Below are 25,343 nucleotides of genomic sequence, written 5' to 3'. Positions count from 1 at the left end.
AAGGGAGCAATGGATCATGAATTTCAAACATATTACGGTTGCCGGCAGCGGCGTGCTGGGCAGCCAAATTGCATTTCAAACCGCCTTCAAGGGCTTTGAAGTCACCGTATACGATATTAACAATGAGGCACTGGACCGGGCCAAAAGCCGGATCCACGATCTGATGCCCCATTACCGGCACGATCTTGGCGCCTCGGAGGAAGAATTGGCTGCTGCTTTTAAGCGTCTCTCCTTCAAAAGCGACCTCGCTCAAGCGGCTGCACAGGCCGATCTGGTTATCGAAGCGATTCCGGAAGTGGTGCAAATCAAAACCGATTTTTACCAGGAGCTGGGCAAGGTCGCCCCGGAACGGACCGTGTTTGCCACAAACTCTTCCACCCTGCTGCCGAGCCAGTTCGCCGAAGCGACCGGGCGGCCGGAGAAGTTTTTGGCGCTGCATTTTGCCAATGAAATCTGGAAAAACAACACCGGCGAAATTATGAAGCATCCCGGTACGGATACGACCGTGTTCAACGACGTCATCGAATTCGCCAAGGCGATCGGCATGGTGGCCCTGCCGCTGCATAAGGAGCAGCCAGGCTACATCCTGAACTCCCTGCTGGTCCCGCTGCTTGAAGCCGCCCAGCTGCTGCTGGTCAAAGAAGTGGCCGACCCGGAAACGATCGACAAAACGTGGATGGTGGCAACTGGAGCTCCGATGGGACCGTTCGCCATACTGGATGTGGTGGGCATCAATACCGCCTACAACATCGGCCTGGCCAAAGCCAGGGCAACCGGTGATCCTGAATTCGAAAAGATCGCGAACCTCCTGAAAACCGAATACCTCGACAAAGGCAAGGTTGGCCGCGCCGCCGGCGAAGGCTTCTACAAATATCCGAATCCAAGCTTTGCTAAGCCTGGATTTTTAAAAAGTTAACCTGATATAATCATCTAAAAAGGCGCACAGAAAAAAGACCAGCTTACATGCTGGTCTTCTTTGTCACTTCTATTATAATTTTAACTACACGGACACCCTTTTCACGAAACTGAAGGAGATCGATATGAACAAAGGTGAACAGACCAAGCAGCGGATCATCCAGCAGGCAAGGACCCTTTTCTCCACGACGGGCTATGATGCCACGAAGACAAGCGACATCGCTAAAGCCTGCGGCATTTCCGAAGCGACCATGTATAAATATTTCAGCAGCAAAATGGAGCTGCTCAAAGCCTGCGTTGTCACCGCCGAGCCCGCTGAAGAGACTATGGCGCACACGGATTTGAGCCAGTGCACGAATGAAGATTTGATCGAGCTTTACGTGAATAAACGGATCACGATGATCGAGCGCAACCATGAGCAGTACAACATTCTATTTGCCGAATCCTCGCGCTACCCCGAGCTCTCCCAGTACTTTGACCAATCCCTGTACCGGCAAAGCGCCGAAATCAAGGAGATCAAGCGGCGGATCGAGGAAGGAAGCATGAACGGGATCCGGGAGATTTTCACTCTGGAGCTGGGCCTGACGTCAGGCATATGCTCCATTCTCCAGCACGATCAAATGAACCAGAGCGCACTCCTGCAAAATCTGTCCGAATTCCGGGACGAAATGATCCGGTTTATGAAATACGGTTTGATCGGCAAGCCATGATTTTTTTATTCAAAAGCGTTTGATTTACATGCGCTCAGCCGCGGCCGGCAGAAGTCAACCGCACCCCTATATTCCAAGGATCCCTGACGAGAAAGGCGTCTTCTTCCTGCTCTTCCACAGCAATTCCCGCCTCACGGACCCGCTGGACAAGCTCCTCCACCTCACGCGCTCCCGGCAGCACGACCGTCATATAATCGATTCCGGCGGCATTAGCCGGAACCGGCGGCGCACCGGCGCCGGCCCAAATATTCAGACCGACATGGTGATGGTAACCTCCGGCCGAGATGAACAGCGCGCGCATCTGTGCATAATCGCCAACCACGTCAAACCCCAGCATATCGCAGTAAAAACGCCTCGCTTCGGGCAGGCTTCCGACATGGAAATGAACATGCCCGATCACCGTTCCCGCAGGCAGCCCCTGCCATTCCAGCCCGGCCGACTGCTCCAGCAGGCCGCGGATGTCCACCGCTTCGGTGACCATAACGTAATTTCCGTTCGGCTCCCTGCGCCACGTATCTCTTGAACGGTCCGCGTAGACTTCGATCCCGTTCTGATCCGGGTCGCTCAAATAAATCGCTTCGCTGACCGCGTGATCCCCTTGGCCAAACGGTGTGCCGGTCTGGATGAAATGGCGGACGACCACTCCAAGATGTTCCCGGCTCGGCAGCAGGATCGCAAAATGGTACAGTCCCGCATGCGAACGCTCCGGCACGATGACGGCGTTCTCCAATTCCTCGAGGATCAGAATCGGGCTTGCGGATCCCCTGGGGCCCAGCTCCGCCGTACTCCCCTCTCTTTTCAACACTTCCAGTCCGATAATCTCTGTATAAAAGGCGATGGAACGGTCCAGCCGGCTGATCTTCAGTTTAACCGGTCCAAGCTTCATTTCAGGATGCATGTCGGCACTCCCCTAACTTTTTATTTAATTACTTTTTGTAAGTAAGTATATTTTTATAATGAGTTCTTGTCAAGCGAAAGCTCTTGCAGCACAAATCGGAAGATCGATTGAATATTTTAGAAGAAACCATCCGGCTTCTGGCCCGTATACTTTATCTATATGGCATGTAAGGAGGAATCGAGATGAAGTGTCCGATATGCGAAGACTCACGCATGAAGGAAGTGGAGAAAGACGGGATTCTGATCGACATTTGCCCGACTTGCAAAGGAGTGTGGCTGGACCGCGGAGAACTAGACAAGCTAATGGCCGACGTCCGTGAAGCCCGCGGCGACTATAACGAATGGTATTACGGGGATGCTGACCGAAGCCAGAGGCCGAGGGACAGCCACCCTTCCGGTCAGCCCTATCCGCCGCAGCAGCAATCCTATGACAAATATGACAAGCATGGGCATTCCTCTTACCCGCACCATAAGAAAAAGAAAAAAAGCGTGCTTGACGTGTTCGGGGACTTGTTCGACTAACGCCCGTACACACAAAAACCCCTGGCTCCGCGCGGAGCCGGGGGTTTCGTTATGTTCTGCTCCTTATTCGTCTTCTTTGAAAACTGGACGCAACTGGATGGTAAATTCGAATTCCCGCTCATCGAGCCGGTACTTCTCCAACAGCTCCGGACCGCAGGAATTGGAACCGACGCCGCTCATTTTATAGTCAAGATGTACGATCGTTTCCTTCCGCTTGACCAGCTGATGCAGGTGCGCGGCTTCTTCCAGGTCTTCCGGCACGTAGTGGGAGGCGTTAAACGAAAACGGCGCATTTCCGCGGAAAGCAAGCCCCATGCCCAGCTCGCTTGTCACCATCGCCCATTCCGTCCCGTAGCGGGAGCCGTTCTCCTGCGGCATGATGTACGGCTCGAACATGTCGTCGACGCGAAGAAGGTATTTGCCTATCCGCACGCTTTGGCGCTTGTCGACATAGCTGGCATGCGGCCCCAGACCGAAATACTCGACCTCCTCGCTGCCAGCCGGCATGACGGCCTGCAGCCCGAAGCGGGGCAAAAACGGCAGCCCTTCCCGGAGCTTGACGCTCGTCGTCAGCGCAATTTCTCCGGAACCGTCCACCCGCCATACGGCCTGTCCATGAAGGACAGGATGCTTCATGTAGCCGCCGAGCGAAAAATCCACGGTCATCTCGATCGCATCATCTTGCGGCTCGCTGACCCGGACCTGGTATACTTTCGTGTCTGCACGGTGGTAACCTGCATCCTTCCATTGACGCTGGACGTTGCGGTCATTGTCCGTCGGCGCCCGCCAGATGCTAAAGGTTAGCGGCGCCGCGATCATATCCACTCCCTGCTTGGAGACGCGGACGAAGGTTCCCAGGGTCCGGTCGAACACGTGCTGGAAGTCCATCCCGGTTACGATCAGCTGAGCCCCGTCCTCCGCAACGTGCACGGGACGTGCGCGCAGGGCGGTCAGCCATCCTTGCTCCGGCTGGGCAGCGGAACCTTCTGCTGCCATTTCGAACTGGGCAAACGCGATTTCCTCCCCACGCTCGGCCCATTCCGTGGATTCGCAGAGCGAGGCGGTCAGTGTCAAGAAGCAGCGCCCGTCGGGAAAGGCCTTTTGAAACGGAATGATGACCGTAACACTCTCCTGCGGCCCCGCTTGGATCGTCCCCAGACTTCCCTGCTCCACAATTTCTCCGCACCGCTCCAGCGTCCAGTCGAAGGTCAGATGGGACAGGTTCGAAAAATCGTAAAGATTCGTAATGATCAGCGTGCCGCGGGACAAATCCTCGGCTTCCATGCGAACCGGCGCAATGACCTGCTTGAGCTCCAGCAATCCGGCATGCGGAACCCGGTCCGGCGACACGAGACCGTCGATGCAGAAGTTACCGTCGTTCGGATGGTCCCCGAAATTCCCGCCGTATCCGAAATATTCGCGTCCGTCCGGCGTCTTGGTGCGGATACCGTGATCGTTCCATTCCCACACGCACCCGCCCATCAGATTCGGGTACGCGTAGAACAAATCCCAGTACTCTTTCAGATCGCCGGGCCCGTTGCCCATGGCATGGCTGTATTCGCACAGGAACAGCGGCTTCGCGTGATCCGGATTTTGTCCGTAGCTCTCCACGTATTCCAGCGTCGGATACATCTCGCTTTCGATGTCGAGCGCCTCGGTATCGGCGTCGCCGTGGTAACGCCGGGAGGCGCCCTCATAATGGACCAGCCTGCTGCCATCCCGGGTACGGGTCCATTCGGCCATAGCGATATGATTCCGCCCGTATCCCGATTCGTTGCCCATGGACCAGATAATGACGCAAGGATGGTTTTTGTCGCGCTCCACCAGCCGGATGGCCCGGTCCACAAACGCCTTTTCCCAATCAGGATCACGGGTCAGCTGATGGAAATCGCCGGATACGGCCAGCCCGTGGCATTCCAGATCGGCTTCGTCGACCACGTAGAAGCCCATCCGGTCACACAGCTCCAAAAACCGCGGATCGTTCGGATAGTGGGAAGTCCGGACCGTATTGACGTTATGCCGCTTCATCAGCTTCAGGTCCCGGATCATGTGGTTCAGCGGCACCGTCTGTCCCAAATCCGGATGGGAATCGTGGCGGTTCACGCCCTTCAGCTTGACGGCTTGGCCGTTAATTCGGAACACGCTGTCTACGATGTCGATCCGGCGGAATCCGACCGGAAAACGGAGCACTTCCCTTCCGTCCTGCACAAACAGCTCGTACAGATAAGGCTGTTCCGCGTTCCACAGCACCGGATTTTCGATCTCCAGCGTGATGACGCTCCGCCCGTCTGCCCGCACCGCCCCTTTGGCGACGGTCGTCCCATCCGCATCCTGCAGCAGCGCCAGCGCATCCAGGGCGCCGGTCGTCTCGAGCTCGCACAGAAGCTTCGCTGAGGCATGATCCGGCGAAATGTCCTGTTTGATAAATACGTCACGGACATGAGCCTCATCCCGGGCGAGCAGGTACACATCCCGAAAAATCCCGGAGAAGCGCCAGACGTCCTGATCTTCTAGATAAGTGCCGTCGCACCATTTCAGGACCATGACGGCGATGCGGTTCGTTCCCGGCCGGATCAGCCCGGAAATGTTAAACTCGGCCGGAATCCGGCTGCCTTGGCTGTATCCGGCGAACTGCCCGTTGATCCACAGGTAGAAGCAGGAATTGACTCCCTCGAACATGGTGTAGACCTGCTTGCCCGTCCAATCTTCCCGTACCGTGAATTCTCTGACGTAAAGCCCCGCCGGATTGGCATCCGGAACATAGGGCGGATCCACCGGAATCGGATAATTGACGTTCGTATAATGGAGCTGGTCATAGCCTTCGGTCTGCCAGCACGATGGGACGACGAGTTCATCCCATGAAGAAGCATTGAACGACTCCTCATAGAACGGGTCCGTCACGTCCTGCACGCTTGCATGGTACCGGAAATTCCAGGCTCCGTTTAATGTTTGGAACAAAGGCGATCTGGAGCGCTTGCCGGAACGCGCCGAAGGGGCGTCGGCATAAGGAATGTAATAGGATCTCGGCTCCTCGCGGTGAATATGAAGAACGCTTGCGTCTTCCCAAACCCGGTCAAGCTTTATCATTCGATCATCTCCTCTATTTACCGTTAACGTATCGCAGATAACCCGCCAAGCCGTGAACGTTACCTGTATCAAGGCATCAGCTGGCCGTACGGTTTTATATCGTTAATACAATATCTTTAAAACAAAGAACCCGCTGCTGCGCATCAAGCCCTGATATGGGACAGGACAGCCGCCTGCTTCCGGCCGGCGATGAGCCGCTCCCCGTCGGTATAGCCTTCCTCCCGCCCCTCCAGCTCGCGGATGAGAATGGAACGCCAATGATCGATCCGTTCCTTGCAGGCTTCGTCGGAAATGGCGTTGTGCAGCTCCATGGGGTCTTCCGCCAGGTTGAAGATCTGTTCTTCGCCGGTTTGCGTATACCAGATGAACTTTTCGGTCCCGTCCGTGACCCATTGGGTAGACTGATGACCGTATGCGTGCTCCCCATGCAGATAGCTCCGCCATGCCGGCGATGCTGAATCCGCATTGTCCCCGGCCGCTGCCAGCCGCCAGATGCTCTCCCCTTCCACGCCTTCCGGGATCTGAACCCCGGCCGCATCGAGGAGCGACGGCATGATGTCACGCAGCTCCACGACCTTATCGGCCACGGTGCCCCGCTTGAGATGGAGCCGGCCGCCAGGGTCGTTCACGATCAACGGCACGTGGGCACTTCCTTCATAGGGCAGCGCTTTCCGGAACAAGTGATGGTCGCCAAGCAGCTCCCCATGATCCGAGGTGAACATGATCACCGTGTTATGGAGCTCTCCGTACTCGTTCAGAGCCTGCAGGAACCGGCCGATTTGGTGGTCCAGATGGGTGATCAGCGCATAATAGGCAGCCATCGCCCGGTGCAGCCTGCGTTTGGGGACGAGCCCCTTGCCCGTTGTCGGCGCCAAACCTTCCAGGGTTGGGTCATCCCCTTGCGCCCAGTCTCCGACCGGCGGGTCCGGAATATCCGCATCTTTGTACAGGTCCAGATACGCCTGCGGCGGATCGAACGGCGGGTGCGGACGGACGAAAGACATCCACAGGAAGAACGGCTTGCCCGGGTCTCTCCGGCGCAGGAAGTCAATCGACTGGGTCACGACCCAGTTCGTCGGATGCTTCATTTCGTCCAGATGCCATGGCCGCGCGACGGTCGATGCGTTGCAGTCCAGGCCCGTGTCGATCAGATCGGCTCCGGGCACCCGTTCCCGGAGCCACTGCAGGTAGTCGTCCACCTGATCGTAATGCTCCTGCATCGGGATGCCGTGAAAATTGCGGTTGTGATGAAGGTAACCGTCATGCAGCACAACGTTGTGAAAGCCCATCAGGTTTCGGGCGGGATATACATGCATTTTACCGATGCACTGCGTATGGTATCCCGCTTTGGCCAGCTCCCCGGGCAGCGTGACCGGATAATTCCACGGTACCCGGTCCTGATACCCGACGCGTCCGTGCGTCCGCTGGGACTGGCCCGTAAAGATGGCTGCCCGCGCCGGCACGCAGGTCGGGGTGGCCGAATAGGCGCGGCTGAACCTCACGCCGGTCCGGGCAAGCTCGTCCAGATTCGGCGTTTCCACGACGGGGTGGCCGGCGATGCTGAGGCAGTCGAATCGCATCTGGTCCACGGTAATCAGCAGTACATTGGGCCTTCCTTGCTCTTCGTTCCTATTCATCGGCTCTCCTCCTTGAATCCAGCGGATATGATCAGTAACCTAAGAGAATCCTTGAACATGCCTGTTCCCCCTTATTAAACCCTTCACGTGATGAAAAGTAAATGAAATTATTCGTTTTTTCGTGCAGATTACCCCGATGGGAAAACGATGAAAACGGATTACTCCAATTACTTTATTTCAAAAAGAAATTAAGATCGGTATAATGGGGGTTAACACCTCACAGATGAGGGGCAAGCCCGGTTGCCACTTGTTGGGGCCGTGTGTATGATAATCATGAAGCAGCCTGTTCGTATGATTGTAGAAAAACCATTGCCAGCAGAGCCCTTCCGGCGCTTGCCGCCGGATCATTTTGCGGGGCATCAGCCACTGGTCTCAACGGTTCAGAATAGTGAGGATAAAGACGATATGCAAGAATTCAAGGAAGAGAGATGGAATGTCAAAGAACGCATTCCTTCACCGAAAGCCAAGGAGCTGTTCTATGATATCCGGCGCAAGCAGGAAATTTCCAAGAGCGACCTGCTGGCGTCAAGCGGGCTGACCATCAGCACGCTGACCCGCGTCCTCGACGAGCTTGTCTCCATCGGCGTCATTACCGAGAGCGGCCTCGGCGCTTCGACCGGAGGACGGCGTCCGATTCTGTATCAGGTCCGGGGCAAGTACGGATATGCGTTCGGCTTGGACGTCTCCCGCGTCGTCTCCCGCCTCATTTTACTGGATTTAGCCGGGCAGACGCTGGAAACCGCCGAATGGGACATGACGGGCGACATGACGCCCGAACGGCTGATCGGCGAGGTTATCGGCCGAGCCCGGGAATGGATTGCCGCGCACGGCATCCCGCTGGATCAAGTCATCGGCATGGGCATCGGCGCCGTCGGCCCGCTCGACCGCGAGGCGGGTGTCATCGAGGAGCCGGAGTGGTTTGCCGCGCCGGGCTGGCAGCATGTCGAGATCGTGCGCCTCATCGAGGAGGCGCTGCACGTTCCGGTGCTGCTCGACAACGGCGCCAATGCCGCCATCGTCGCCGAAGCATGGGCGAACCGCGGCAAGGATTTCCGCCACATGCTGTATGTACATGGCGGTACGGGCCTGCGGCTGTCCATGATGTCGGACAGCAAGCTGATCTATGGGGCAGCCGATATGGAAGGCTCGTTCGGGCAGATGATCATCCAGGCGGATGGCATCCCTTACCGAACCGCCAAAGGCAACCACGGCTGCCTCGATTCCTACGCGTCGGTCCATGCGATCGAACGCGAGGTGAATTCCCGGCTGCGGATCGGCCGGAGCAGCCGGCTGCAGCAGATGCTGGAGCCGGGCGAGCCGGCCCGCTTCAGCCACATCATGCAAGCGCTGAAGCTGATGGATCCGATGGTCACCGAGGTCGTGACCCAGGCGGCAACGTACTTCGGCATCGGCCTGGCCAACCTGCTGAACATTTTATATCCCGAGAAGGTCGTACTCGGCGGACCGCTGATGACGGATTCGAACCTGTTCTTCTATACGGCGACCCAGACCGCTATCCGCAAAACGTATCATTACCCGAAATATCAGGTCATTTTCAGCAAAGGCAGCTATGGCGAAGAAGCGATCGCCGTCGGGGCGGCGCTCCTGATGCTGGAGCAACTGACCTGCTGAACTGCTGAGCAGTTGAGCCTGTCGAGCACGTTAAGCCTGCTAAGCCTGGTGAGCCTTAGAGCGGCCGGGCCAGACCTGCTGGCTATGATGCGGACGCGGGTTACATCCAATAGGCCTAGAACATGAAATAAAGATCGTCTCCACCAAGAAAGGAGCAAGGACCGATAATGACCCATGAGACCTCCTCCACCGTTCCAACGTCGGAAAGTCCCGGGAAGGCCCAAACTCCGTCCTGCTGCTGTTCAGCCGGGCGGGCCGACGCTTTGCAGGCTTCGGCCTGCGGAACGCCTGCAGCCGGAGAATTAAACGCGCCTGAAACGAAGGTGTTTCATGAAGAGGAAATAGGGGCCGCGAGCAGCCGTCCGGAGCTTCAAGAATCCAGCGTAGCAGAGACCGGCCCGGAATCGGTCACATCGGCGGCATCACCGGCGGATCCCAAGGAGGATTCGCCGGCTCATGCCGGCTCTGCAGCCGAACGTTTCCACAGCTCAGCCATCCAGCAAGAGACAAGCCCGGCGGGAACTCCGGCACGGCCCGATTCCTCCCCGTGGCCGGTCATCCCCGAGGGCACTTATATCCTCGGAACCGATGACGGAGAAGGCTTCGCCTCGGACGCCGAACGGCCTTCGCGGCCGGTGCACATCCCGGCGTTCCGCATATCGCCTTATGCCGTCACGAACGCCGAGTTCGCCGCTTTCGTCCAGGCGACCGGCTACGTTACCGAAGCCGAGAAATTCGGCTGGTCATACGTATTCCACCTGCTGATCCCGGATCCCCAGCAGGTGAAGGTTGTCGGCTCTCCGGAGCGGACGCCATGGTGGCTCGGCGTCGAAGGCGCTACCTGGCGGGAGCCGGAAGGCCCCGGCAGCGGCATTGGTGACCGCATGGACCATCCCGTGGTCCACGTCTCCTGGAATGACGCTGCCGCTTACTGCGCCTGGGCCGGCGTCCGGCTGCCCACCGAAGTCGAGTGGGAAGCCGCGGCCCGCGGCGGCCTGGAGCGCAAGCGCTACCCTTGGGGCGACGTGCTGCGCCCCGGCGGCGAACACCGCTGCAACATTTGGCAGGGCGTATTCCCTGCCAAAAACCATGCCAGTGACGGCTACCTCGGCACCGCTCCCGTGGACGTCTATCTTCCGAACGGATACGGGCTGTACAACATGTCGGGCAACGTATGGGAATGGTGCGGGGACTGGTTTACGTCCGACCCGGCACAGCGCGGCTCTTCGGACCGGCCGGAAGGGCCTGCCCAGGGAAACGCCCGCCTCATGAAAGGCGGATCGTACTTATGCCATCAATCCTACTGCAACCGGTACCGTGTCGCTGCGCGCAGCGGCAATACGCCTGACAGTTCGACAGGCAACATCGGATTCCGTGTGGCCGCGGATCTGTAATGAAACGCCCGAAAAGGCACCGCTACTCATGAGAAGCGGTGCCTTTTCGGCGTTTGGTTATAAACAGAAGGAAACGGACTAGCGTAATGTCAGACGCTAGTCCGTTTCTATTTGATCATTATTCTTCATTTTGCGCTGCTTACGGTCGACATGGGCCAATCCCCATTGATGTAACGATTCCAAAATCGGAGACAGGCTCTTGCCGTATTCCGTGATGGAGTATTCCACTTTCGGCGGGACTTGCGGATAAACGACTCGTTTAACGATCTCCTCTTCCTCCAACTCGCGCAGATGGAGCGTAAGCATCCTTTGCGTGATATCGGGCAGTAATCTTCTAAGCTCATTGAACCGCAAAGGCTTACCTTGAAGCAAATGATACAGGATACTCGGCTTCCATTTGCCGACGATCGAATCCAGCGCCACGACGAATTGACATTGGACAGGGTTCTTTTGCATAGGCTCGCCTCCGATACAGTACCTTTTTTGTTACTATACCACATTATTGTGCCTTCTTACCATAAGTAAGTTAATATTATATGATCAGCATTGTAAGTGTTCTTAACCTAATTACAGAAGGGAAGTTTGAATGATGGCAACGGTATTATACATCACCGCACATCCCCTCAATCCTGAGGAATCTTATAGCCTGGCGGTGGGCAAGGAATTTATTGATGCGTACCGTGAAGCAAATCCAACAGAAGAAGTTGTTCATTTGGATCTGTATAAAGAAAATATCCCGCAAATCGATGCTGACGTTCTACGGGGGTGGGGAAAGCTTCGGTCGGGTTCATCTTTCGATCGACTGTCCGAAGCCGAGAGATCAAAGGTAGCCCGTCTTGAGGAGATTCTGAATCAATTCGTGGCAGCCGATAAATACGTTTTTGTCTCCCCGATGTGGAATTTTTCGGTGCCGCCGGTTTTGAAAGCATATACGGATGCGACTTCCATTCCGGGCAGAACTTTCAAATATACCGAAAATGGCCCTGTAGGTCTGCTGCCCGGCAAGAAAGCCCTGCACATTCAAGCTAGCGGTTCTGTTTATTCGGAAGGTTCTTTGGCTCCGATTGAGATGGGGCACAGCTATATGAAAAAGATTTTACAGTTCTACGGGATTGAATCCGAGGCCATATTTGTTGAAGGAACGGCGGTGTCAGAGCATGCTCCCTTTGTAAAAGAAAAAGCGATTGCACAGGCTAAGGAAGCTGCCAAACGTTTCTAATGGAGGGGCGCCATCGTTCTCGAACCGGAATCCGCAAGAGCCTGAATGATAAAGAGCCCGTTGAAGTTTTTTCAACAGGCAGAAGGCACCGCTTCTTATGAGAAGCGGTGCCTTTTTAACCATGATGCCGCATAATCCACGGCCGCCCTGACGGGCAGCAGCCGGCATTCCGCCATGCCCACCGTGCCGACGGCGGCATGTCCCTGCGCTTCAAAGTCCTGCCCCAGCCGGTCAAAGTCGTCGGAATCGTAGGCGTAGTCTTCAAACCATTTCCACGTTCTCGCGCCGTCCTCCAGAATAGCGGCCCCCATTCTTTTCCGCGGCATCTCCGCGATCTGCGTCTCCGCCATATGAAAGGTCGTGCAAGAATCGTACCCGACCCCAAGCAGCAGGACCTTTGCATCCAGCCGGTACAGGGCGCCCAGCGGCGAGTCCTGGCCGAACTGCGGCGTCAGCGCGTGTACACCCGTAATTTCCGCCGCATGCGGTCCCCTGGCCGCAAACGACACCTGCGGATGGTATGAGCGGAGGGTTCCCGGCAGCGAACGGAACTGCTCCGCGATTCTCCCCATCGCCCGGGTCGCCGTGTAATCCGGGTCAAACGCCGGCATATGCTCGTAAATTTCCTCCAGCCATGCGGATGGTACGGGCGGGTTGGCCCATTCCGCCGGATCGGAATTCTGGCCGCTGTGGGCCGGCATCACCAGCGTCCCGGTACTGCCGAGCGCCTGCTGCAGCGCCAGAATGACGGCTTCCGCATCGCCGCACACCCAGCCGATTTGGGATAGCGAAGAATGTACCAGCAAGGTATCGCCCTTCCGGACGCCGAGACGGCCGAGATCCGCCCGGATCGACTCCACCGTGTTCAGCTTCGCCGAAGCGTCAATGACCTTTCGTTCTCCCATGTCAATCCACCTCCATGGTTCCATTGTGGCAAACCGAGGCGGCTTTGATCAAGTATGAACTGAACATCGGAATCCCGCCAGGAAAGCGTCATGCCATGAAGCAAACGGGTACGAAATCAGACTATAGAAATCATCCCTGCACGAAACCGGTATTGAGTAAGCACCTGCCCGAAACCACCGTTTGATAAGCAAAAATGCATCCTTCCCTTGGTCCAAGGAAAGGATGCATGAAATTCGAGGCGTTAGACAACGCCTCGTGGCCTAGCAAGCACACCCGTTAAATCGCGGGTTCTTTTATTTAGCTATTCTCGTAGATATTCCCGGCTTGTGCACATCTTTACTTGGTGCCGAGCCCTTCGTGCATCGCGCCCAGCAGGCGGTGCGTCCGGTCGCAGCCGTATTCCCAGAACATGATGCCGGCCAGTCCCTGCTCCTTCACGTACTCGCATTTATGCCGGATGGATTCCTCGTCGTCGTAGGAGATCAGGCTCGACCCGTTAAACAGGAACGGCGCGCGTGCTTCCTCATCCCAGTAGCGCGTATAGCCGTTTTTATCGATGTAATCGGCAGCCAGCTCCGTAAAGGATGGGCCGTATCCGCCCGTCGTGCCCGCCATTTGGTACAGCCCGTGGTTGCGGTCCGGGACCTCGTTCCAGATTCGGGAGTAAAACGCCGCTCCGATGACGATTTTTTCCCGCGGCACACCCGCGCGGACAAAGATGTTCGCGGATGCGTCCGTACTGATGCGGAACAAATCGCCCGTTCCGGTGTACAGGTTCGTATGATGACCCGTCAGCACCTGAAAGCCGCCCCGCATGTCGTAGGTCATCAGCTGCACGAAATCGAGATACTTTTGCACCTGGTCCATCTCCGTGCCGTCCACGTAATATTGGTCCGCCCCTGCCGCGATTGTCAGCAGGTAGTGGCGGCCGTCCGCAGCGCCTTTCGCATCTAGCGCTTCCCGAATCGCCGCCAGCAGCAGCGTAAAGTTTTGCTTGTCATCCGGACTGGCAGCGATGCCCGCCTCGCCGTAGCACGGATACTCCCAGTCCAGGTCGATCCCGTCAAAAGGGTATTCGTTCAGCACCCTCACGGCCGATGCCGCCATGCGGGCTCTTCCTTTTTCGGTTGAAGCTGCTTCGGAGAATCCGCCCGCGCTCCAGCCGCCGACCGACAGCAGCAGCGTCAGCTCGGGATGCTTCCGCTTGATGGAACGGATGGCCTCGCCATTCTTCAAATGCTCCGTCGTAATTTCGTCATCCCGGACATGGCCGAACGCCACGTTCAGATGGGTCAGCCTGGACAGATCCTCCGGCGTCATGTCCGGCAGTACGGCGTCCACGGCGTAACCCGCCACAATATATTTTTTCGACATGTCTAAGACACTCCGTTTCTTATTGGGTTGTACCAGAATCTCGATCCCGGTTGAGTTGATATGTTAGGTTGTTCTTTTGGATCGGCTTGCTCTACCGGATTCACCCCTGCTTTGTCACGGCCGATAAAATCTGCAGCGCCTCTTTCCCCGTGCCGATCTTATAGCCGGATGCCGTGTACCGGATCTGGTTCTGGCTGTCCAGCACGAACAGATGCGGATAGCCCGCTTCGCTTGCCGCCGAAGACGAAATCAGGTCCGGCAGGGAAGCATAGCTGGAATCCCGTACAAACGCCGTCCGCGCCGGCAGATTCGGATAAGCAGCCGGATCGAAGGACGCCGTCCACTCCCGATCCCCAATGATCAGGACGATTGGCACTTCCAGCTTGTCAAACGCCTCCGCCAGCTCGCCCAGCTCACGCAGCAGGTGCTTGGTGGGCTCGCGTTCGGGCTCAATCCAGGCCGTGATGGCCCCCTGAGAGCCGATCAAGCCGCCCAGCGCGGCGGCCGTTCCGTCAAAACGCGCAACTTTTCCGCCGCCATCCAGCGTGCCCAGCACCGGCACCTCCTCGGTCGCTTCGCGGAACGTCAGCGGAACCTCCGTCGTGTCCCCTTCGCTCACTGTAAAGTAGCCGAGGCGCACCCGCACGGTTCCGTCTTTCAGGCGGATACCCGTCGTCAGGCGGTAGGCGCCAGGCTCCACTTCAAACGGTGTGTCGTACACGTCGGTTTGGCCAAACGGGTAGACCAGCGTTTTGTATACGCCGTTTTCAAGCCGGGCGAACGTAAAGTTCTCGCTGTAGGATGCGGCAGGCGCATCCGGACCGGCCGCCTCATCCCGCACCAGGCGCAGCATGCCCCACCCTGCGCTTCCGCCCTCCTCGGCGGAGGCGTACAGGGTAAATGGTGCGTCTTTCCATCCGCCGTCCTGCCAATATTGCGGCTTCTGCTCGCTCGGGTGCAGGCGGGCCGGAATGCCGAGGCTGCGGCTGGCAGCCACGAACAGGATGCCGAGCGACACCGGGTCGCCCTTGCCCAGCCGGTAGGTGCCGACCGGATTCCCTTTACCGAGCAGATTCGGCAGGTCCTGCCATAGCCCGAAGCCCTGCTCCAGGCGGGTGGCCAACTGCGCCGGATCGGCCTGATACGCGGCCGTCTCTTCCGGCGTAAAGGCTTCCTGGAAGACCTTCCGGTACGGCACGATCATTTCGTACAGCACGCGCGGACACAGAATGTAATTGATGAAGAAATCCTCGTCCCAATCGCCGCGGCGCTCCAGCGCACCGGTCAGGTGGTCGTCCAGCACCGGCCGGAATGTATCGGCCAGATCCTTGTCGTTCAGCGATTCCAAGAGCCGCAGCGGCCACTCCCCGAATTCGCCGGAACGCTCTTCCAGAAAAGCCTCGATTTCACGGCCGTTGCCACGGGCCTTGCCCAGCACCGCCTCAATACGCTCGGCCGGAAGCCCCGTCTCCTCCGCCAATCGGGCGGCATCGTCCCCGCCGAGGAAAGTTTCCTCGAAGGCGGTCCGGATACGCGTGCCTTCCTCAATCCGGGCATTATGGCGCTGCTGCTTCTCTTCCGTGACGGCATCCGCAGCTTCTCCTTCCCGCTCGGGCGGCGGCACCATGTCAAAGTCGGCCGTTCCTTCCGGCTGGGCGGAACCATCCAGGGTCAGCTCAAAATGCTCGCTGTCTCGGACCGAAATCTTGATCTCTCCCCAGTGTCCGTCCTTCACGGCCCGGATGACCAGATCGCCGAAGCCCGTCTTAAAGGAAGCCTCGCCCCGCTCGTCCGTCGGGAGCGTGGCAATCGGATACAGCTCCGCCATGTTGTACAGCTCGAAGCGCACTTCGGCCGCCTCTACAGGAACGCCGGCTTCGTCCTTCACCGTCACGCGGATGGTCCGCGTCGGTGCATAATTTTCCAGCAGGTTGATCTCCGTAAACCATTCGTCGGCCAGCGTAATATCTTCAGGCCCCGGATAATCGGCGTAGATTCTCGTGTTGATCAGCATCGCCCGGCGTGCCGGCGGGGTGAACCAGCCCTGGTTCAGACGCGCCTCCGGTTCGCAGGCGCCGATGTAGTACCACTGCCCGTCGGCCCAGGCTTCCACCCAGGCGTGGTTGTCGTCACAGTGCGCCCAGCGCGGGGTATAGACCTGGCGCGCAGGAATGCCGATGCTGCGCAGGGCGGCCACGGCGAGCGTCGACTCTTCCCCGCAGCGGCCACGGGCCGTGCGGATCATCGTCAGGGGCGAGATCGTCCGCAGGTCGCTGCCGACGTAGGTCGCCTTTTCGTGGCACCAGTAGTTCGTTTCCAGGATCGCGTCCGCCATGGACAGTCCGGAGGTCCGCTCCGCCAGTTCGTTATACAATATGCCGCGCGAATCCTCGATATTTTCGGTATTGACCCGGTAGGGGAGCACAAAGTGCAGGAAGAGGTGATCCGGCACCCGCTCTCCCCAAGGCACCTGCTTGCGGATCACCAGCGTGCGGCGCACGTGGCTCAGAAACAGCGCACCGTCGTAATCCGCCAGGTCGTTGACCGGCATGTACGCGTACAAGTATTTCAAGGCCCATGTTTCCTCGGCGGTTAAAGCCTCCTCGAACACGCCGAACAGCTCCTGTTTCCGGGATTCGGTCAGTACCATCTTCTCCTGAAATTTCTCCTCGATCCGCTGCAACATCTCCTGATCCAGCGAGAATGCAGTCGTATGCGTCGTCATTTCGCTTCCTCCTTCCACAGCTTTCCGTCTTCGCGGATGCAGTACACCGCTCGTCCGTCCGCGGACGGCGCCGTCAGCTGGAACAGGCTGCGGGTTACTTCGATCTCCGGTTGAATAGTCCAGGTATCTTCACCCTTCAGCTGCTCCCAATCCGCCGTAAACCGGCCATGGGCCTCATAGTGGTTTCGCTCGCGGTAATAGAGCCTGCGAAGCTCCCATTTGATCCGCTCATCCTCCGGCAGCATAAACGCCTCTGGCGCTTCTCCGTCCGAGAATACGACGTACCCCCAGAGCTCCGGATAGTGCATGTTAATGATGCCCATCGGCGACCATACCCAGTTATCCTCGGGATACGGCTTGCCGGTCTCAGGATTCAGCACCTTGCGGTACTCGCCGTCCTGCACTTCCGTCCGCCATTCCACCCGCGAGAAGTTGACGCGCCAGAACTCGCCGGTAGCCGGGCGGCGCCCCTCGGGCGCGCATTCCTTCAGGCTCGCCCACGGGATCGCCACTTCCACGCTCCACTTGCGGTTGTCTGCATCCGGGCGGTTCAGCTCGCCGTCAATATGAACGGCGGTCTGCAGGCCGGCAATATCCCAGCCGTTGACCGGAGGCCCGCCGTCGCGGTAAGGCTGTACCAGGAGCAGGTCCCAGACCGTATTCAGCGCATTGATTTCAAACTCGTAATATTGATGCGTATCCCCGTCGGGATCGATAAAGATTTCAAAGTCGTTGTCGTAGAAAATAACCGATTCCCGCTCGGTCAGCGTGGCCCAGATCTGATCCTCGATCAGCTCCGCGCCGAAGTAAAAATATTCGTCGTCCCACAGCATTTTGACCCGGGTCTGCTTGGCCGGCTTGGGGCGCAGATCCCCCTCGATATCGACGAAATCCTCCGTCCACTGCGCTTCGGACCAGAACGGCTTGTCCAGGCGCCCGTCCAGGACGAGCGGCCCCTGCGCCCGCCGGCAAATATAATGTTTGGGAGCATATTCGATCCTAGGCTCCGGCACTCCGCTTAGATTCATCGCGATTCCCTCCGTTATTTGTTCTGTTTCGATCGTTAACCTTTTTCTCCGGCGTCCGTCGTCTCTACAGCCAAAGCCAGCGTCACGATCTCGGCCGGCCCAACGGCAACGCGGAGCTCCTCAGCAGGCGTCGTCTCTCGTATAGCTTCCTGCCGCTCTTCCAGAATGCTGCTCCGGTAAGCCCGGCGATACGCGAACGTTGGCGCTATGGCAAGTTCGGTGCCGCTCGCGGTCAAATTGTACCAGCGGAGGATGAGGTCGCCCGTTTCTTCACATCTTTTCACCGCGGACTGCGCGATTCCTTCTCCCTGCCAGCCGAACCATTGATAAACCGGGGGAAGGCCCCCCGCATGCAGGCCGACCTGTACGCTCGTCCACGGCACTTGGAACTGATAGGCTTCGTTATACGCAGCCTCAGGTTTCGCAAGACCGTGCGGGATGATCATCAGCTCGGCATGCGCTTCGCCCAGGCACTGCGCCTCCGGCGTCGGGAATACGCCCCAGTCGCCCAGCTCGCCGACGGAACGCAGCAGCGTCACTGCAATCGTGTTCTGTCCGTCCTGCAGCACCTCGTATTCGTTCAAGCCCAGGTTCGCGACCGTGAGTCCTGTCCGCCCGTCCTTGATACTGGCAAAAGCCTGCTGGTGATGGGAGTAGCTCGGGTTGGTCCATTCGGCGGACGGCTCGTTGCCGCGGGTCGCGACCTCGAACATGGAATCCGCCTGGTGAACGCCGCTGGCAAGGCCGGTCGGGAACAACATCCGCAGCCGGTGATCCTTGGCTTGGTTATTGAAGCGGGAGGATACCTTCAGGCCGCGTGTTCCTTTCTCCAGCGTCAAAGTCGTCTCGATGACGATCCGAACGGTCTCCTTGGAGCGGCCGGACGTTCGGCCGGTGAACCATACCAGCTCCTGCTGCTCCTGCGCAAGCTTCTCCTCCGCTTCTTTCGGAATGTCCCAGGCGTGAACGACCCGGAAGGACGCCTCGTAAGGCTTGTCGGCCAGGATATTAATCTCGGCTGCCATATTCCGGGACGTCAGCGGGGTTTCCCCGTCCGGCTGGCGGTACATGTATTCATTGCCGATATCCCCGCTGTCCTCGTAAACGCACAAACCAGCGTAGATCTGGCCGCTCGCCTTGTCTGTCAGCGTTACCGATCCGTCGTTTTCAATGCTAACCGATACGTATTCGTTTTCCATCGTGTGGTCCCCGGTGACAAGCGTGGCCCGTTCTGCCGATGCTGCGGCTTGGGAAGCCGGGCGGACGACCGCGTAGGTGCAGAAACCGTTCGCGGGAACGTCCGCCGCCTCAAGCTCCACCCGAACCCTACGGGCAAAATAAGGCTGCCGGAACTTGTCGTCAGGCAGATCGTACCCGAATTGCAGTCCCAGATCGGTGATCGTGCACGGCACCTCACGCCCCTGGCTGTCCACCACGATCCGATCTGCCGGTTCAAGCTGCTTGACACGTGATTTCATTTCACCGAACGGAATGCCTTCCTGGAAATAATGACGGAGCACGTCGACTTCGACGCTGACCGTGCCGGTCCGCTTACCGCCGGTCGTGTTGAAGACGGTGAACGGACAAGCATCCGTTCCGAACTTCGCAAAGCCGGTGGTGTCGATATGTTCCGCAATGGACTGCAGACTTTCGTCCGCAACGGCTTCGGCGACGTGCCGGCTTTTCTCGAAGCGGGTGACCATTTCGCGGTGCACCTCGTCCACACTGCAGCCGCAGATGCTGTCATGCGGATGATTCTGCATCAGCGTTTTCCAGGCGTACTGCAGGAGATCATGCGGATACGCCGCACCGAGCAGACTCGCGTAAGCCGCAAGCGGCTCGGCCACCTTCTCGAGCATCGCCTGGCCCCGCTGATTCATCTGCTTCAGGTAGACGCGGGAGGAAGCCGTATTGACGAGCGTCCCCCAGCCGTCCGTCCGCTGGCTGCGCAGCTCGCCCCGGACAGAGGACAATTCACGGTCCAGCGAGGATTCGAGGGCCGCCAAATAATCGATGAAATTGGAATGGACGAAGTCCGTATCCGGGAACAGTTCGCGCGCCGTGCGGATCGCCTCCGGCAGATCGAGCTGGATCGGCTGGTGGTCGCAGCCGTTCATGAACAGCAGCTCCCCAGTGGAAGCGTACTTGCCGGCGTCAGCCAGCTTGCGCTGCCAGTATGCTTTCGCCTCGCCCGGATCTGCAGGCACCTCATTTCCGTTCGAATACCAGTTGGCGAACAGGATGCCGAGCACCTTGGAGCCATCCGGTCCCTCCCACTCCAGCTCGGAGAAGGAGGATTCGTAGTCACCGTCGGCGACCGTGTTATTGAAGCCTGTAGGCTTTACGCCCCGTCCGAAAAAGGCGTTATGGATGCCGGACTGGCGCATCAGCTGGGGCGTTTGTCCGGCAAGCCCGAAGGTGTCGGGAAAGTAGCCGATTGGGGCCGGCTGGCCGTAGCGCTTGGCGTCCTTGTGCCCGATCAGCATGTTGCGCACATTGGCCTCGCTGCTCGTCAGAAACGCATCCTGTAGAATATACCAGGGGCCGATCAGGATGCGGCCGTCCCGGATATGCTTCTCGAGCCGCGCCTGCTGCTGCGGCCGGACTTGCAGGTAGTCCTCCAAAATAATCGTCTGGCCGTCCAGGAAAAAGCTGCGGTATTCCGGATCCTCATCCAGCTTGTCCAGCAGCGCATCCATCAGCTTTACCAGCCGGACGTGATGCTTCTCATAGGGCAAATACCATTCCCGATCCCAATGGGTGTGCGATACGATATGAGCCGTCTTGCGGTTTGGCATGTTTTCTTCCTCCTAGCTTTCCTTGACTTGAATCTGAACCTCGTGCGGGCGGTACACCGCCTGTATTCGTCCTTCCGCATCGGCCGCGAACAGCACCGACCGCTCCTGCTCCAGCTCAAACGCATAGACGGCTCCGGTATCGTCGTCCCGCACTTCAACCTGGGCATCCCACGCATATTCCGATACGAAGATATATAAAAAGCCTTCGGAAAACCGCAGTCTGCGCCCATAAATCCCGGGGTTGCCCCCGCCCTGCAGCCATGTGAGGCCGCTGGCGCAGCCAGCCGCCTCCGCCGCATAGCGGTACAGCTCGGCCGTGGTCTCAATCCGTTCGTTCAGCTCTACCGGCAGCGGGCTCCAGATCAATCTGCCCTTACCCAGCGGGATGTCGACCACCGCGTCGGCGGCAGGCGTTCCCGACCCGGCCTGGCTGTCGCCCGACGCCAGCACCTCTTTGTTCACCTCAGCAATGCGCCGCTTCCCGAAGGAAACCGGCAGCCGTTTGCCCTGAAGGCTCAGCGTCTCCTCGCGCCGTACGTTGCGGATCACCGTATCGCCGAGCAGACCGGCCGCCCGCTCTGTCCGCCGCCAGTACGCGTCGATCGAGAGCGGCCCGGTCACGAGCAGCACCGCTCCCGTGCTCCGGACAATCTCAAGCAGCCTCGCCCAGGCCGCGTCCTCGATATTGTGCGGGCTTGGCAGCAGAATCAGCTTGGCCGGATGCTCCGCCAGCGGCTCCAGGTCGTATTCGGACACGGCCCGCAGCGGAAGCTTCAGCTGATAGGACAGCACGCGCGTCATCAGGCGCGTCGCCTCATTCGTAAACTTCCGGTTCGAGAAGTCGTTCGAGTACGGGAACACCGCCGCGATATCCTCCAGTTCACGGTCCCGGAACAGATCCCGGATCCCTGCCATAAACCGGCCGAACTCGTACGAGACGTCCGCCTCCGGCTTCTCCGTGCCGTCGGCCCGCAGCGCGCCGATATGCGATTCGTTCGCATTATCCATATAGAAGTTTGTGTTCCAGATCCAGTGGATCGCTCCTGCACCGCCCGTCGAGAATGCATAAGCATACTTGCGCTCCAGCATGCTCCGCAGCTCCTGTTCGCTCCGCTTGGCCAGCCCTTCGGCGGTCTCGACGTACATGATCCCCGTCTCCTGAACGACATTCGGCTTGTCGGCCGTCTTGGCAAAGATCCCGTCCCAGACCAGATCGTCGTTCTGCCACCACGAATGCACTGTCGTATAGTCGGCCGCTTCCCGGTAAAAGAACGGCGACGGCCGCTGCGAGCCCAGCGCCTCGTCCTGGCCGACAGTGACCAGCTGATCCGGACACAGCTCCTTGATCGTGTCATACAGCTGCCGGGCCCAGCGGTTATGCATGTCCATGGAGAACAGGCAGTAATCCAGCCAGCGCGTTCCCTTCTTGTCCGAATGCATATCCTGGACGTCGAAGTTGATCTCCTGCGGCTCCGGAATGGCGGCAGCCGAAAAGACCGGCAGCTGCTCCGGCGTCATATTCCACCGCTCCTGCACCTGCTCGATTTGGCCGTGGCGCCGCTCCAGCCACTCCGCAAAGGCAGCCCGTTCAAAGCGGTCATGCGAAGAACGCGGCCCGGCCGAGAAGATCCGCGCCGGATCGAACATCGACGGCTCATTGATCAAATCCCAGTCCACATTCGTCGTGTGACGGTGGCGGGAGACGATAGAGCGGATGTACCGCTTCTGAGCCTCCACGCTCTGCGGATCCAGATAAGGATTGACCCCTTCCCACGTCTCCGGCGTGAAGGAGAAGAAGGTGAACGTGGCGTGAAGCCCGTGCTTCTTCGCCGTCAGGATAAAGGCGTCAATCGCCCGTAGCACTTCCTCCGAGGCATGGCCGTCGACCTGCATGATGTTGCGGTAGGCGGTCCACACCCCGGTGCGGATCCAGTTGATGCCGGCTGCTGCCATTTGGGCCATATCCCGGTCCCACACGTCACTGTTCGGCAGGAACAGGAACTTCCGGGCCACATCGGACGCCATGTACGTCATGCCGACGATCGGCAGCGGCCGACCGTCCTTGACGAAATAGTCCCGTCCGCGGGCCAGCAGGCTTCCTTCCTGAAGCAGCTGTGCATCATGCCCCCAGAAGCCCTGGCGCAGCACGCGTACTTCGCCGTCTTCCGACGTAGCCGTGCATTCTACCCGGTACAGCCCGGCGTGAAGCGCAAGCGGCACGGAAATCCGGACGAAGTCCAGCTCGCCCGTAACGCCCGTCGTGAACCGATGCTCCCACTTCTGGTCCCCTTCGTCCTCCTCTACCGTAAGGACGAACGTCCATCGCTCGACATCCCGAACCGCGGCCAGCTTCGGAAAGATCCGCTGCGTTTGCAGCGTCAAGACCGCGTGCTCGCCCGGCTCGTAGGAAGCGTAGTTGGTCTTGAGCGACAGCTCGGTGACCGGACGCGACGCATATTCGGCCCAGGTACGCAGCGCCTCTGCCCCGCCCTGATCCCAGAATGCGGAGGCGAGCGGCACGTTTACGAACAGCCAGCGTGAACCGGCATAATCACCGCGCGAGTTCTCCCACAGCACCACCGGAGCGGCTACCTCGCGGCTGTCGGCGGATACGCCTGTCAACAGCGCATGCACCTGCGTGCTCATCGTGCCCCCGGAGCCCATCTGATGCGGCAGATCGGCGTTCCGCGTCGTGTGCGGCACCAGGTTCAGCGTGTCGCTGATACCAAACAGACGCTCCTGTCCGGCCAGAAGCGGGATCTTCTCCGAAGCCCTCAAGGTTGCCACCGGTCCTGCGTCTACATGCAGCATTTCGTGAATGTACAGCTCCCGGTGGTAGGCGGTCTGCTCCACCTCCGCCTTCCATGCCCCATCTTCAAGCCGCACCGGCCGCCGGAACGGTGCACCGCCGACGCTGACGAACCCGCCGCCGCGTCTTAGAAACGACGCAATGTCCGCCCATGCTTCTTTCGGAAAATACGGCGCATGCAGGTTTACGAAGCATCCGTCTCCGGCCGTCCGCAGCGCGTCGGCAAGCCCCTGCGCATCGACTACGGTGCCGATCCGCTGCAGCTCATCTAGCTGAGCCGCCGGCGGAAGCGATGCGCCCGGAAACGAGGGGTCGCAGAAAATGATGACCGTCCGGCTCATAGAATCCCTTCTTTCATCGCTTCATAGACCAGCTGCGAGAAGAGGCTGTTGGACCAGGCAAACCACGATCTCGTATACACGACCGGATCGTCGGCAAGGAATCCCTCATGCATAAAGCCCGTTTCCGCGTCCGTCGCCTCCAGCATCGCGATCATCTCCAGCTTTTCTTCCTTCGTGACCGCCGTCAGTCCCTGCATGGACAGAGCCATATGCCATACATAGCCTTCCGGCGTATGCGGGCTGCCGATGCCCTTTGCCGCCCGGCCTTCGTAGTAGAACGGATTGGATTTGGACAGCGCAAAGCGTCTCGTATTCTGATAGATCGGATCATCCGCGGTAACGTAGCCCAAATAAGGAATGGACATCAGCCCCGGAGTACCCGCGTCGTCCATCAGGCAGTAGTTGCCGAACCCGTCGGTCTCGTAAGCGTAAATCGGTCCGAATTCCGGATGGCGGTAGATACCGTAGAGCTGGATGCCGTGATGGATTTCTTCCTCAAGCGCCTTCAGCTCCTGCAGGAAGCCCGTATCGCGGAATACCCACTCGGCGAACTCCTGCATGTGTCGCAATGCCACCACGGCGAACATGTTGCCCGGAATGTTGTAATGAAAGTCGCACGCGTCATCGCTGGAGCGGAAGCCGGACCAGACCATTCCCGTATAGTTGACCGGCATGCCGAGCCCTCCGTTCGCCAGCGTATCCTGCCGGATGCCGTTGCTGCGCATAAATCGGTACGGCGACTGTTCCATATGGCGCTGCTCGGTCTGGAACAGCTCGTAAATGATCCGCATCGCCGATTTGAAGCCAGCGTCGAAAATGTCCGTCAGCCCGGTTTCCTTCCAGTACGCATAGGCGAGCCGCATGGAGAAGCACAGAGAGTCGATTTCAAACTTGCGCTCCCACACCCAAGGACCCATATCGGTCGCGTCGGCTGTGTTCCAGTGCCAGTCGTTTGCCGACTCGTTAAACGCGTTCGCGTACGGGTCGATATGTATGTACTGAATGTGCCGCTTGATCAGCCCGCCGAGTATCCGCTGCAGCGCAGCATCCTCTTTGGCGAAGGGCACGTAATGCATGACCTGCTCTACGGAATCGCGGAGCCAGGACGCGGGAATATCCCCGGTAATGACAAAAGTGGTCCCGTCATCCATCAGCTTCGTGGTCGTTTCCAGCGTATTGGGAAAACAGTTTTTAAAAAGCTGCAGCAGCTTGGCCCGGTGCGCCAGCTTCTCTTCCGCTTCCGTCAGCACGTCCTGAATGGAAGCCGGAAGTTCCATCTGCGGCATTGTGATTTGAGGTAACCTGAATTGTTCCATTCGTGATCTCCTTTTGTATACATGGTCATATGC

17 protein-coding genes are annotated in these 25,343 nt (G+C 58.6%); 6 read left to right on the top strand and 11 right to left on the bottom strand.

All coding sequences use genetic code 11. From position 1 onward, the window contains the following. Window positions 1–16: 16 nt before the first annotated feature. Window positions 17–916: a 3-hydroxyacyl-CoA dehydrogenase gene (locus FHS19_RS30480; RefSeq protein WP_183586488.1), complete on the top strand. Its 900-nt coding sequence runs from the start codon at window positions 17–19 to the stop codon at window positions 914–916. Window positions 917–1,040: 124 nt separating this feature from the next. After that, window positions 1,041–1,625 carry a TetR/AcrR family transcriptional regulator gene (locus FHS19_RS30475; protein WP_183586486.1) on the top strand — a complete coding sequence of 195 codons (585 nt, stop codon included), beginning with the start codon at window positions 1,041–1,043 and terminating at the stop codon, window positions 1,623–1,625. A gap of 34 nt (window positions 1,626–1,659) precedes the next feature. Here FHS19_RS30475 and FHS19_RS30470 read toward each other — a convergent pair whose 3' ends face one another. Further along, window positions 1,660–2,523 carry a VOC family protein gene (locus FHS19_RS30470; RefSeq protein WP_183586484.1) on the bottom strand — a complete coding sequence of 288 codons (864 nt, stop codon included), beginning with the start codon at window positions 2,521–2,523 and terminating at the stop codon, window positions 1,660–1,662. Between the two features lie 182 nt (window positions 2,524–2,705). On the opposite strand from FHS19_RS30470, the gene FHS19_RS30465 reads away from it, so the two are divergent. After that, window positions 2,706–3,044, top strand: a complete 339-nt coding sequence (locus tag FHS19_RS30465; RefSeq protein WP_183586482.1) for a TFIIB-type zinc ribbon-containing protein — start codon at window positions 2,706–2,708, stop codon at window positions 3,042–3,044. Window positions 3,045–3,107: 63 nt separating this feature from the next. Here the strand turns inward: FHS19_RS30465 and FHS19_RS30460 are convergent, their stop codons facing one another. Next, complete coding sequence (locus FHS19_RS30460) at window positions 3,108–6,131, bottom strand: glycoside hydrolase family 2 TIM barrel-domain containing protein (protein ID WP_183586480.1); 3,024 nt, start codon at window positions 6,129–6,131, stop codon at window positions 3,108–3,110. Between the two features lie 143 nt (window positions 6,132–6,274). Further along, window positions 6,275–7,768, bottom strand: a complete 1,494-nt coding sequence (locus FHS19_RS30455; protein ID WP_183586478.1) for an arylsulfatase — start codon at window positions 7,766–7,768, stop codon at window positions 6,275–6,277. A 405-nt stretch (window positions 7,769–8,173) separates the two neighbouring features. Here FHS19_RS30455 and FHS19_RS30450 point away from each other — a divergent pair, with 405 nt between their 5' ends. Together FHS19_RS30450 and FHS19_RS30445 are read left to right on the top strand one after the other, a co-directional pair. Then, a complete protein-coding gene (locus tag FHS19_RS30450; RefSeq protein ID WP_183586477.1) occupies window positions 8,174–9,400 on the top strand; it encodes an ROK family protein in 1,227 nt (408 codons plus the stop codon). A gap of 167 nt (window positions 9,401–9,567) precedes the next feature. After that, window positions 9,568–10,794 (top strand): formylglycine-generating enzyme family protein, encoded by a 1,227-nt coding sequence (locus FHS19_RS30445; RefSeq protein ID WP_183586475.1) that lies wholly within the window; start codon window positions 9,568–9,570, stop codon window positions 10,792–10,794. A 96-nt stretch (window positions 10,795–10,890) separates the two neighbouring features. Here the strand turns inward: FHS19_RS30445 and FHS19_RS30440 are convergent, their stop codons facing one another. After that, on the bottom strand, window positions 10,891–11,250 hold the full coding sequence (locus FHS19_RS30440) for a winged helix-turn-helix transcriptional regulator (protein ID WP_183586473.1): 360 nt from the start codon (window positions 11,248–11,250) through the stop codon (window positions 10,891–10,893). 133 nt (window positions 11,251–11,383) lie between these two features. On the opposite strand from FHS19_RS30440, the gene FHS19_RS30435 reads away from it, so the two are divergent. Then, entirely contained in the window at window positions 11,384–12,013 is a 630-nt protein-coding gene (locus FHS19_RS30435; protein WP_183586999.1) for an NAD(P)H-dependent oxidoreductase, read from the top strand. Window positions 12,014–12,108: 95 nt separating this feature from the next. Here FHS19_RS30435 and FHS19_RS30430 read toward each other — a convergent pair whose 3' ends face one another. From FHS19_RS30430 to FHS19_RS30400, 7 genes are all read right to left on the bottom strand, one after another. Then, window positions 12,109–12,918: an AAC(3) family N-acetyltransferase gene (locus FHS19_RS30430; RefSeq protein WP_183586471.1), complete on the bottom strand. Its 810-nt coding sequence runs from the start codon at window positions 12,916–12,918 to the stop codon at window positions 12,109–12,111. 337 nt (window positions 12,919–13,255) lie between these two features. Next, a complete protein-coding gene (locus FHS19_RS30425; protein ID WP_183586469.1) occupies window positions 13,256–14,293 on the bottom strand; it encodes a glycoside hydrolase family 18 protein in 1,038 nt (345 codons plus the stop codon). Between the two features lie 100 nt (window positions 14,294–14,393). Next, window positions 14,394–17,018, bottom strand: coding sequence for a transglutaminase domain-containing protein (locus tag FHS19_RS30420; protein ID WP_183586467.1), 2,625 nt, complete (start codon window positions 17,016–17,018; stop codon window positions 14,394–14,396). Further along, the gene (locus FHS19_RS30415; protein WP_183586464.1) at window positions 17,015–18,046 is read right to left on the bottom strand and encodes a carbohydrate-binding family 9-like protein; all 1,032 of its coding nucleotides are present in this window, start codon (window positions 18,044–18,046) and stop codon (window positions 17,015–17,017) included. Before FHS19_RS30415 ends, FHS19_RS30420 begins: the two co-directional genes overlap by 4 nt. 35 nt (window positions 18,047–18,081) lie before the next feature. Beyond that, on the bottom strand, window positions 18,082–20,844 hold the full coding sequence (locus tag FHS19_RS30410; protein WP_183586462.1) for an alpha-mannosidase: 2,763 nt from the start codon (window positions 20,842–20,844) through the stop codon (window positions 18,082–18,084). A 12-nt stretch (window positions 20,845–20,856) separates the two neighbouring features. Next, the gene (locus FHS19_RS30405) at window positions 20,857–23,994 is read right to left on the bottom strand and encodes a beta-galactosidase (protein ID WP_183586460.1); all 3,138 of its coding nucleotides are present in this window, start codon (window positions 23,992–23,994) and stop codon (window positions 20,857–20,859) included. After that, window positions 23,991–25,310 carry a glycoside hydrolase family 125 protein gene (locus FHS19_RS30400; protein WP_183586452.1) on the bottom strand — a complete coding sequence of 440 codons (1,320 nt, stop codon included), beginning with the start codon at window positions 25,308–25,310 and terminating at the stop codon, window positions 23,991–23,993. The genes FHS19_RS30405 and FHS19_RS30400 overlap by 4 nt, the downstream gene beginning before the upstream one ends. Between the last annotated feature and the right edge of the window lie 33 nt (window positions 25,311–25,343).

It is taken from the genome of Paenibacillus rhizosphaerae (genome assembly GCF_014192015.1).
GTDB classification, from domain to species: Bacteria; Bacillota; Bacilli; order Paenibacillales; family Paenibacillaceae; genus Paenibacillus_AQ; species Paenibacillus_AQ rhizosphaerae.
Note: the sequence above shows the minus strand (reverse complement) of the source record. Positions and strands in the feature narration are given on the sequence as shown.

Bases quoted from the DNA above. Each gene is read 5' to 3' on its own strand.
- FHS19_RS30425 (WP_183586469.1), bottom strand. From the start codon at position 14,293: ATGTCGAAAAAATATATTGTGGCGGGTTACGCCGTGGACGCCGTACTG.
- FHS19_RS30460 (WP_183586480.1), bottom strand. From the start codon at position 6,131: ATGATAAAGCTTGACCGGGTTTGGGAAGACGCAAGCGTTCTTCATATT.
- FHS19_RS30465 (WP_183586482.1), top strand. From the start codon at position 2,706: ATGAAGTGTCCGATATGCGAAGACTCACGCATGAAGGAAGTGGAGAAA.
- FHS19_RS30440 (WP_183586473.1), bottom strand. From the start codon at position 11,250: ATGCAAAAGAACCCTGTCCAATGTCAATTCGTCGTGGCGCTGGATTCG.
- FHS19_RS30445 (WP_183586475.1), top strand. From the start codon at position 9,568: ATGACCCATGAGACCTCCTCCACCGTTCCAACGTCGGAAAGTCCCGGG.
- FHS19_RS30475 (WP_183586486.1), top strand. From the start codon at position 1,041: ATGAACAAAGGTGAACAGACCAAGCAGCGGATCATCCAGCAGGCAAGG.
- FHS19_RS30420 (WP_183586467.1), bottom strand. From the start codon at position 17,018: ATGACGACGCATACGACTGCATTCTCGCTGGATCAGGAGATGTTGCAG.
- FHS19_RS30415 (WP_183586464.1), bottom strand. From the start codon at position 18,046: ATGAATCTAAGCGGAGTGCCGGAGCCTAGGATCGAATATGCTCCCAAA.
- FHS19_RS30455 (WP_183586478.1), bottom strand. From the start codon at position 7,768: ATGAATAGGAACGAAGAGCAAGGAAGGCCCAATGTACTGCTGATTACC.
- FHS19_RS30410 (WP_183586462.1), bottom strand. From the start codon at position 20,844: ATGCCAAACCGCAAGACGGCTCATATCGTATCGCACACCCATTGGGAT.
- FHS19_RS30435 (WP_183586999.1), top strand. From the start codon at position 11,384: ATGGCAACGGTATTATACATCACCGCACATCCCCTCAATCCTGAGGAA.
- FHS19_RS30400 (WP_183586452.1), bottom strand. From the start codon at position 25,310: ATGGAACAATTCAGGTTACCTCAAATCACAATGCCGCAGATGGAACTT.
- FHS19_RS30430 (WP_183586471.1), bottom strand. From the start codon at position 12,918: ATGGGAGAACGAAAGGTCATTGACGCTTCGGCGAAGCTGAACACGGTG.
- FHS19_RS30450 (WP_183586477.1), top strand. From the start codon at position 8,174: ATGCAAGAATTCAAGGAAGAGAGATGGAATGTCAAAGAACGCATTCCT.
- FHS19_RS30405 (WP_183586460.1), bottom strand. From the start codon at position 23,994: ATGAGCCGGACGGTCATCATTTTCTGCGACCCCTCGTTTCCGGGCGCA.
- FHS19_RS30480 (WP_183586488.1), top strand. From the start codon at position 17: ATGAATTTCAAACATATTACGGTTGCCGGCAGCGGCGTGCTGGGCAGC.
- FHS19_RS30470 (WP_183586484.1), bottom strand. From the start codon at position 2,523: ATGCATCCTGAAATGAAGCTTGGACCGGTTAAACTGAAGATCAGCCGG.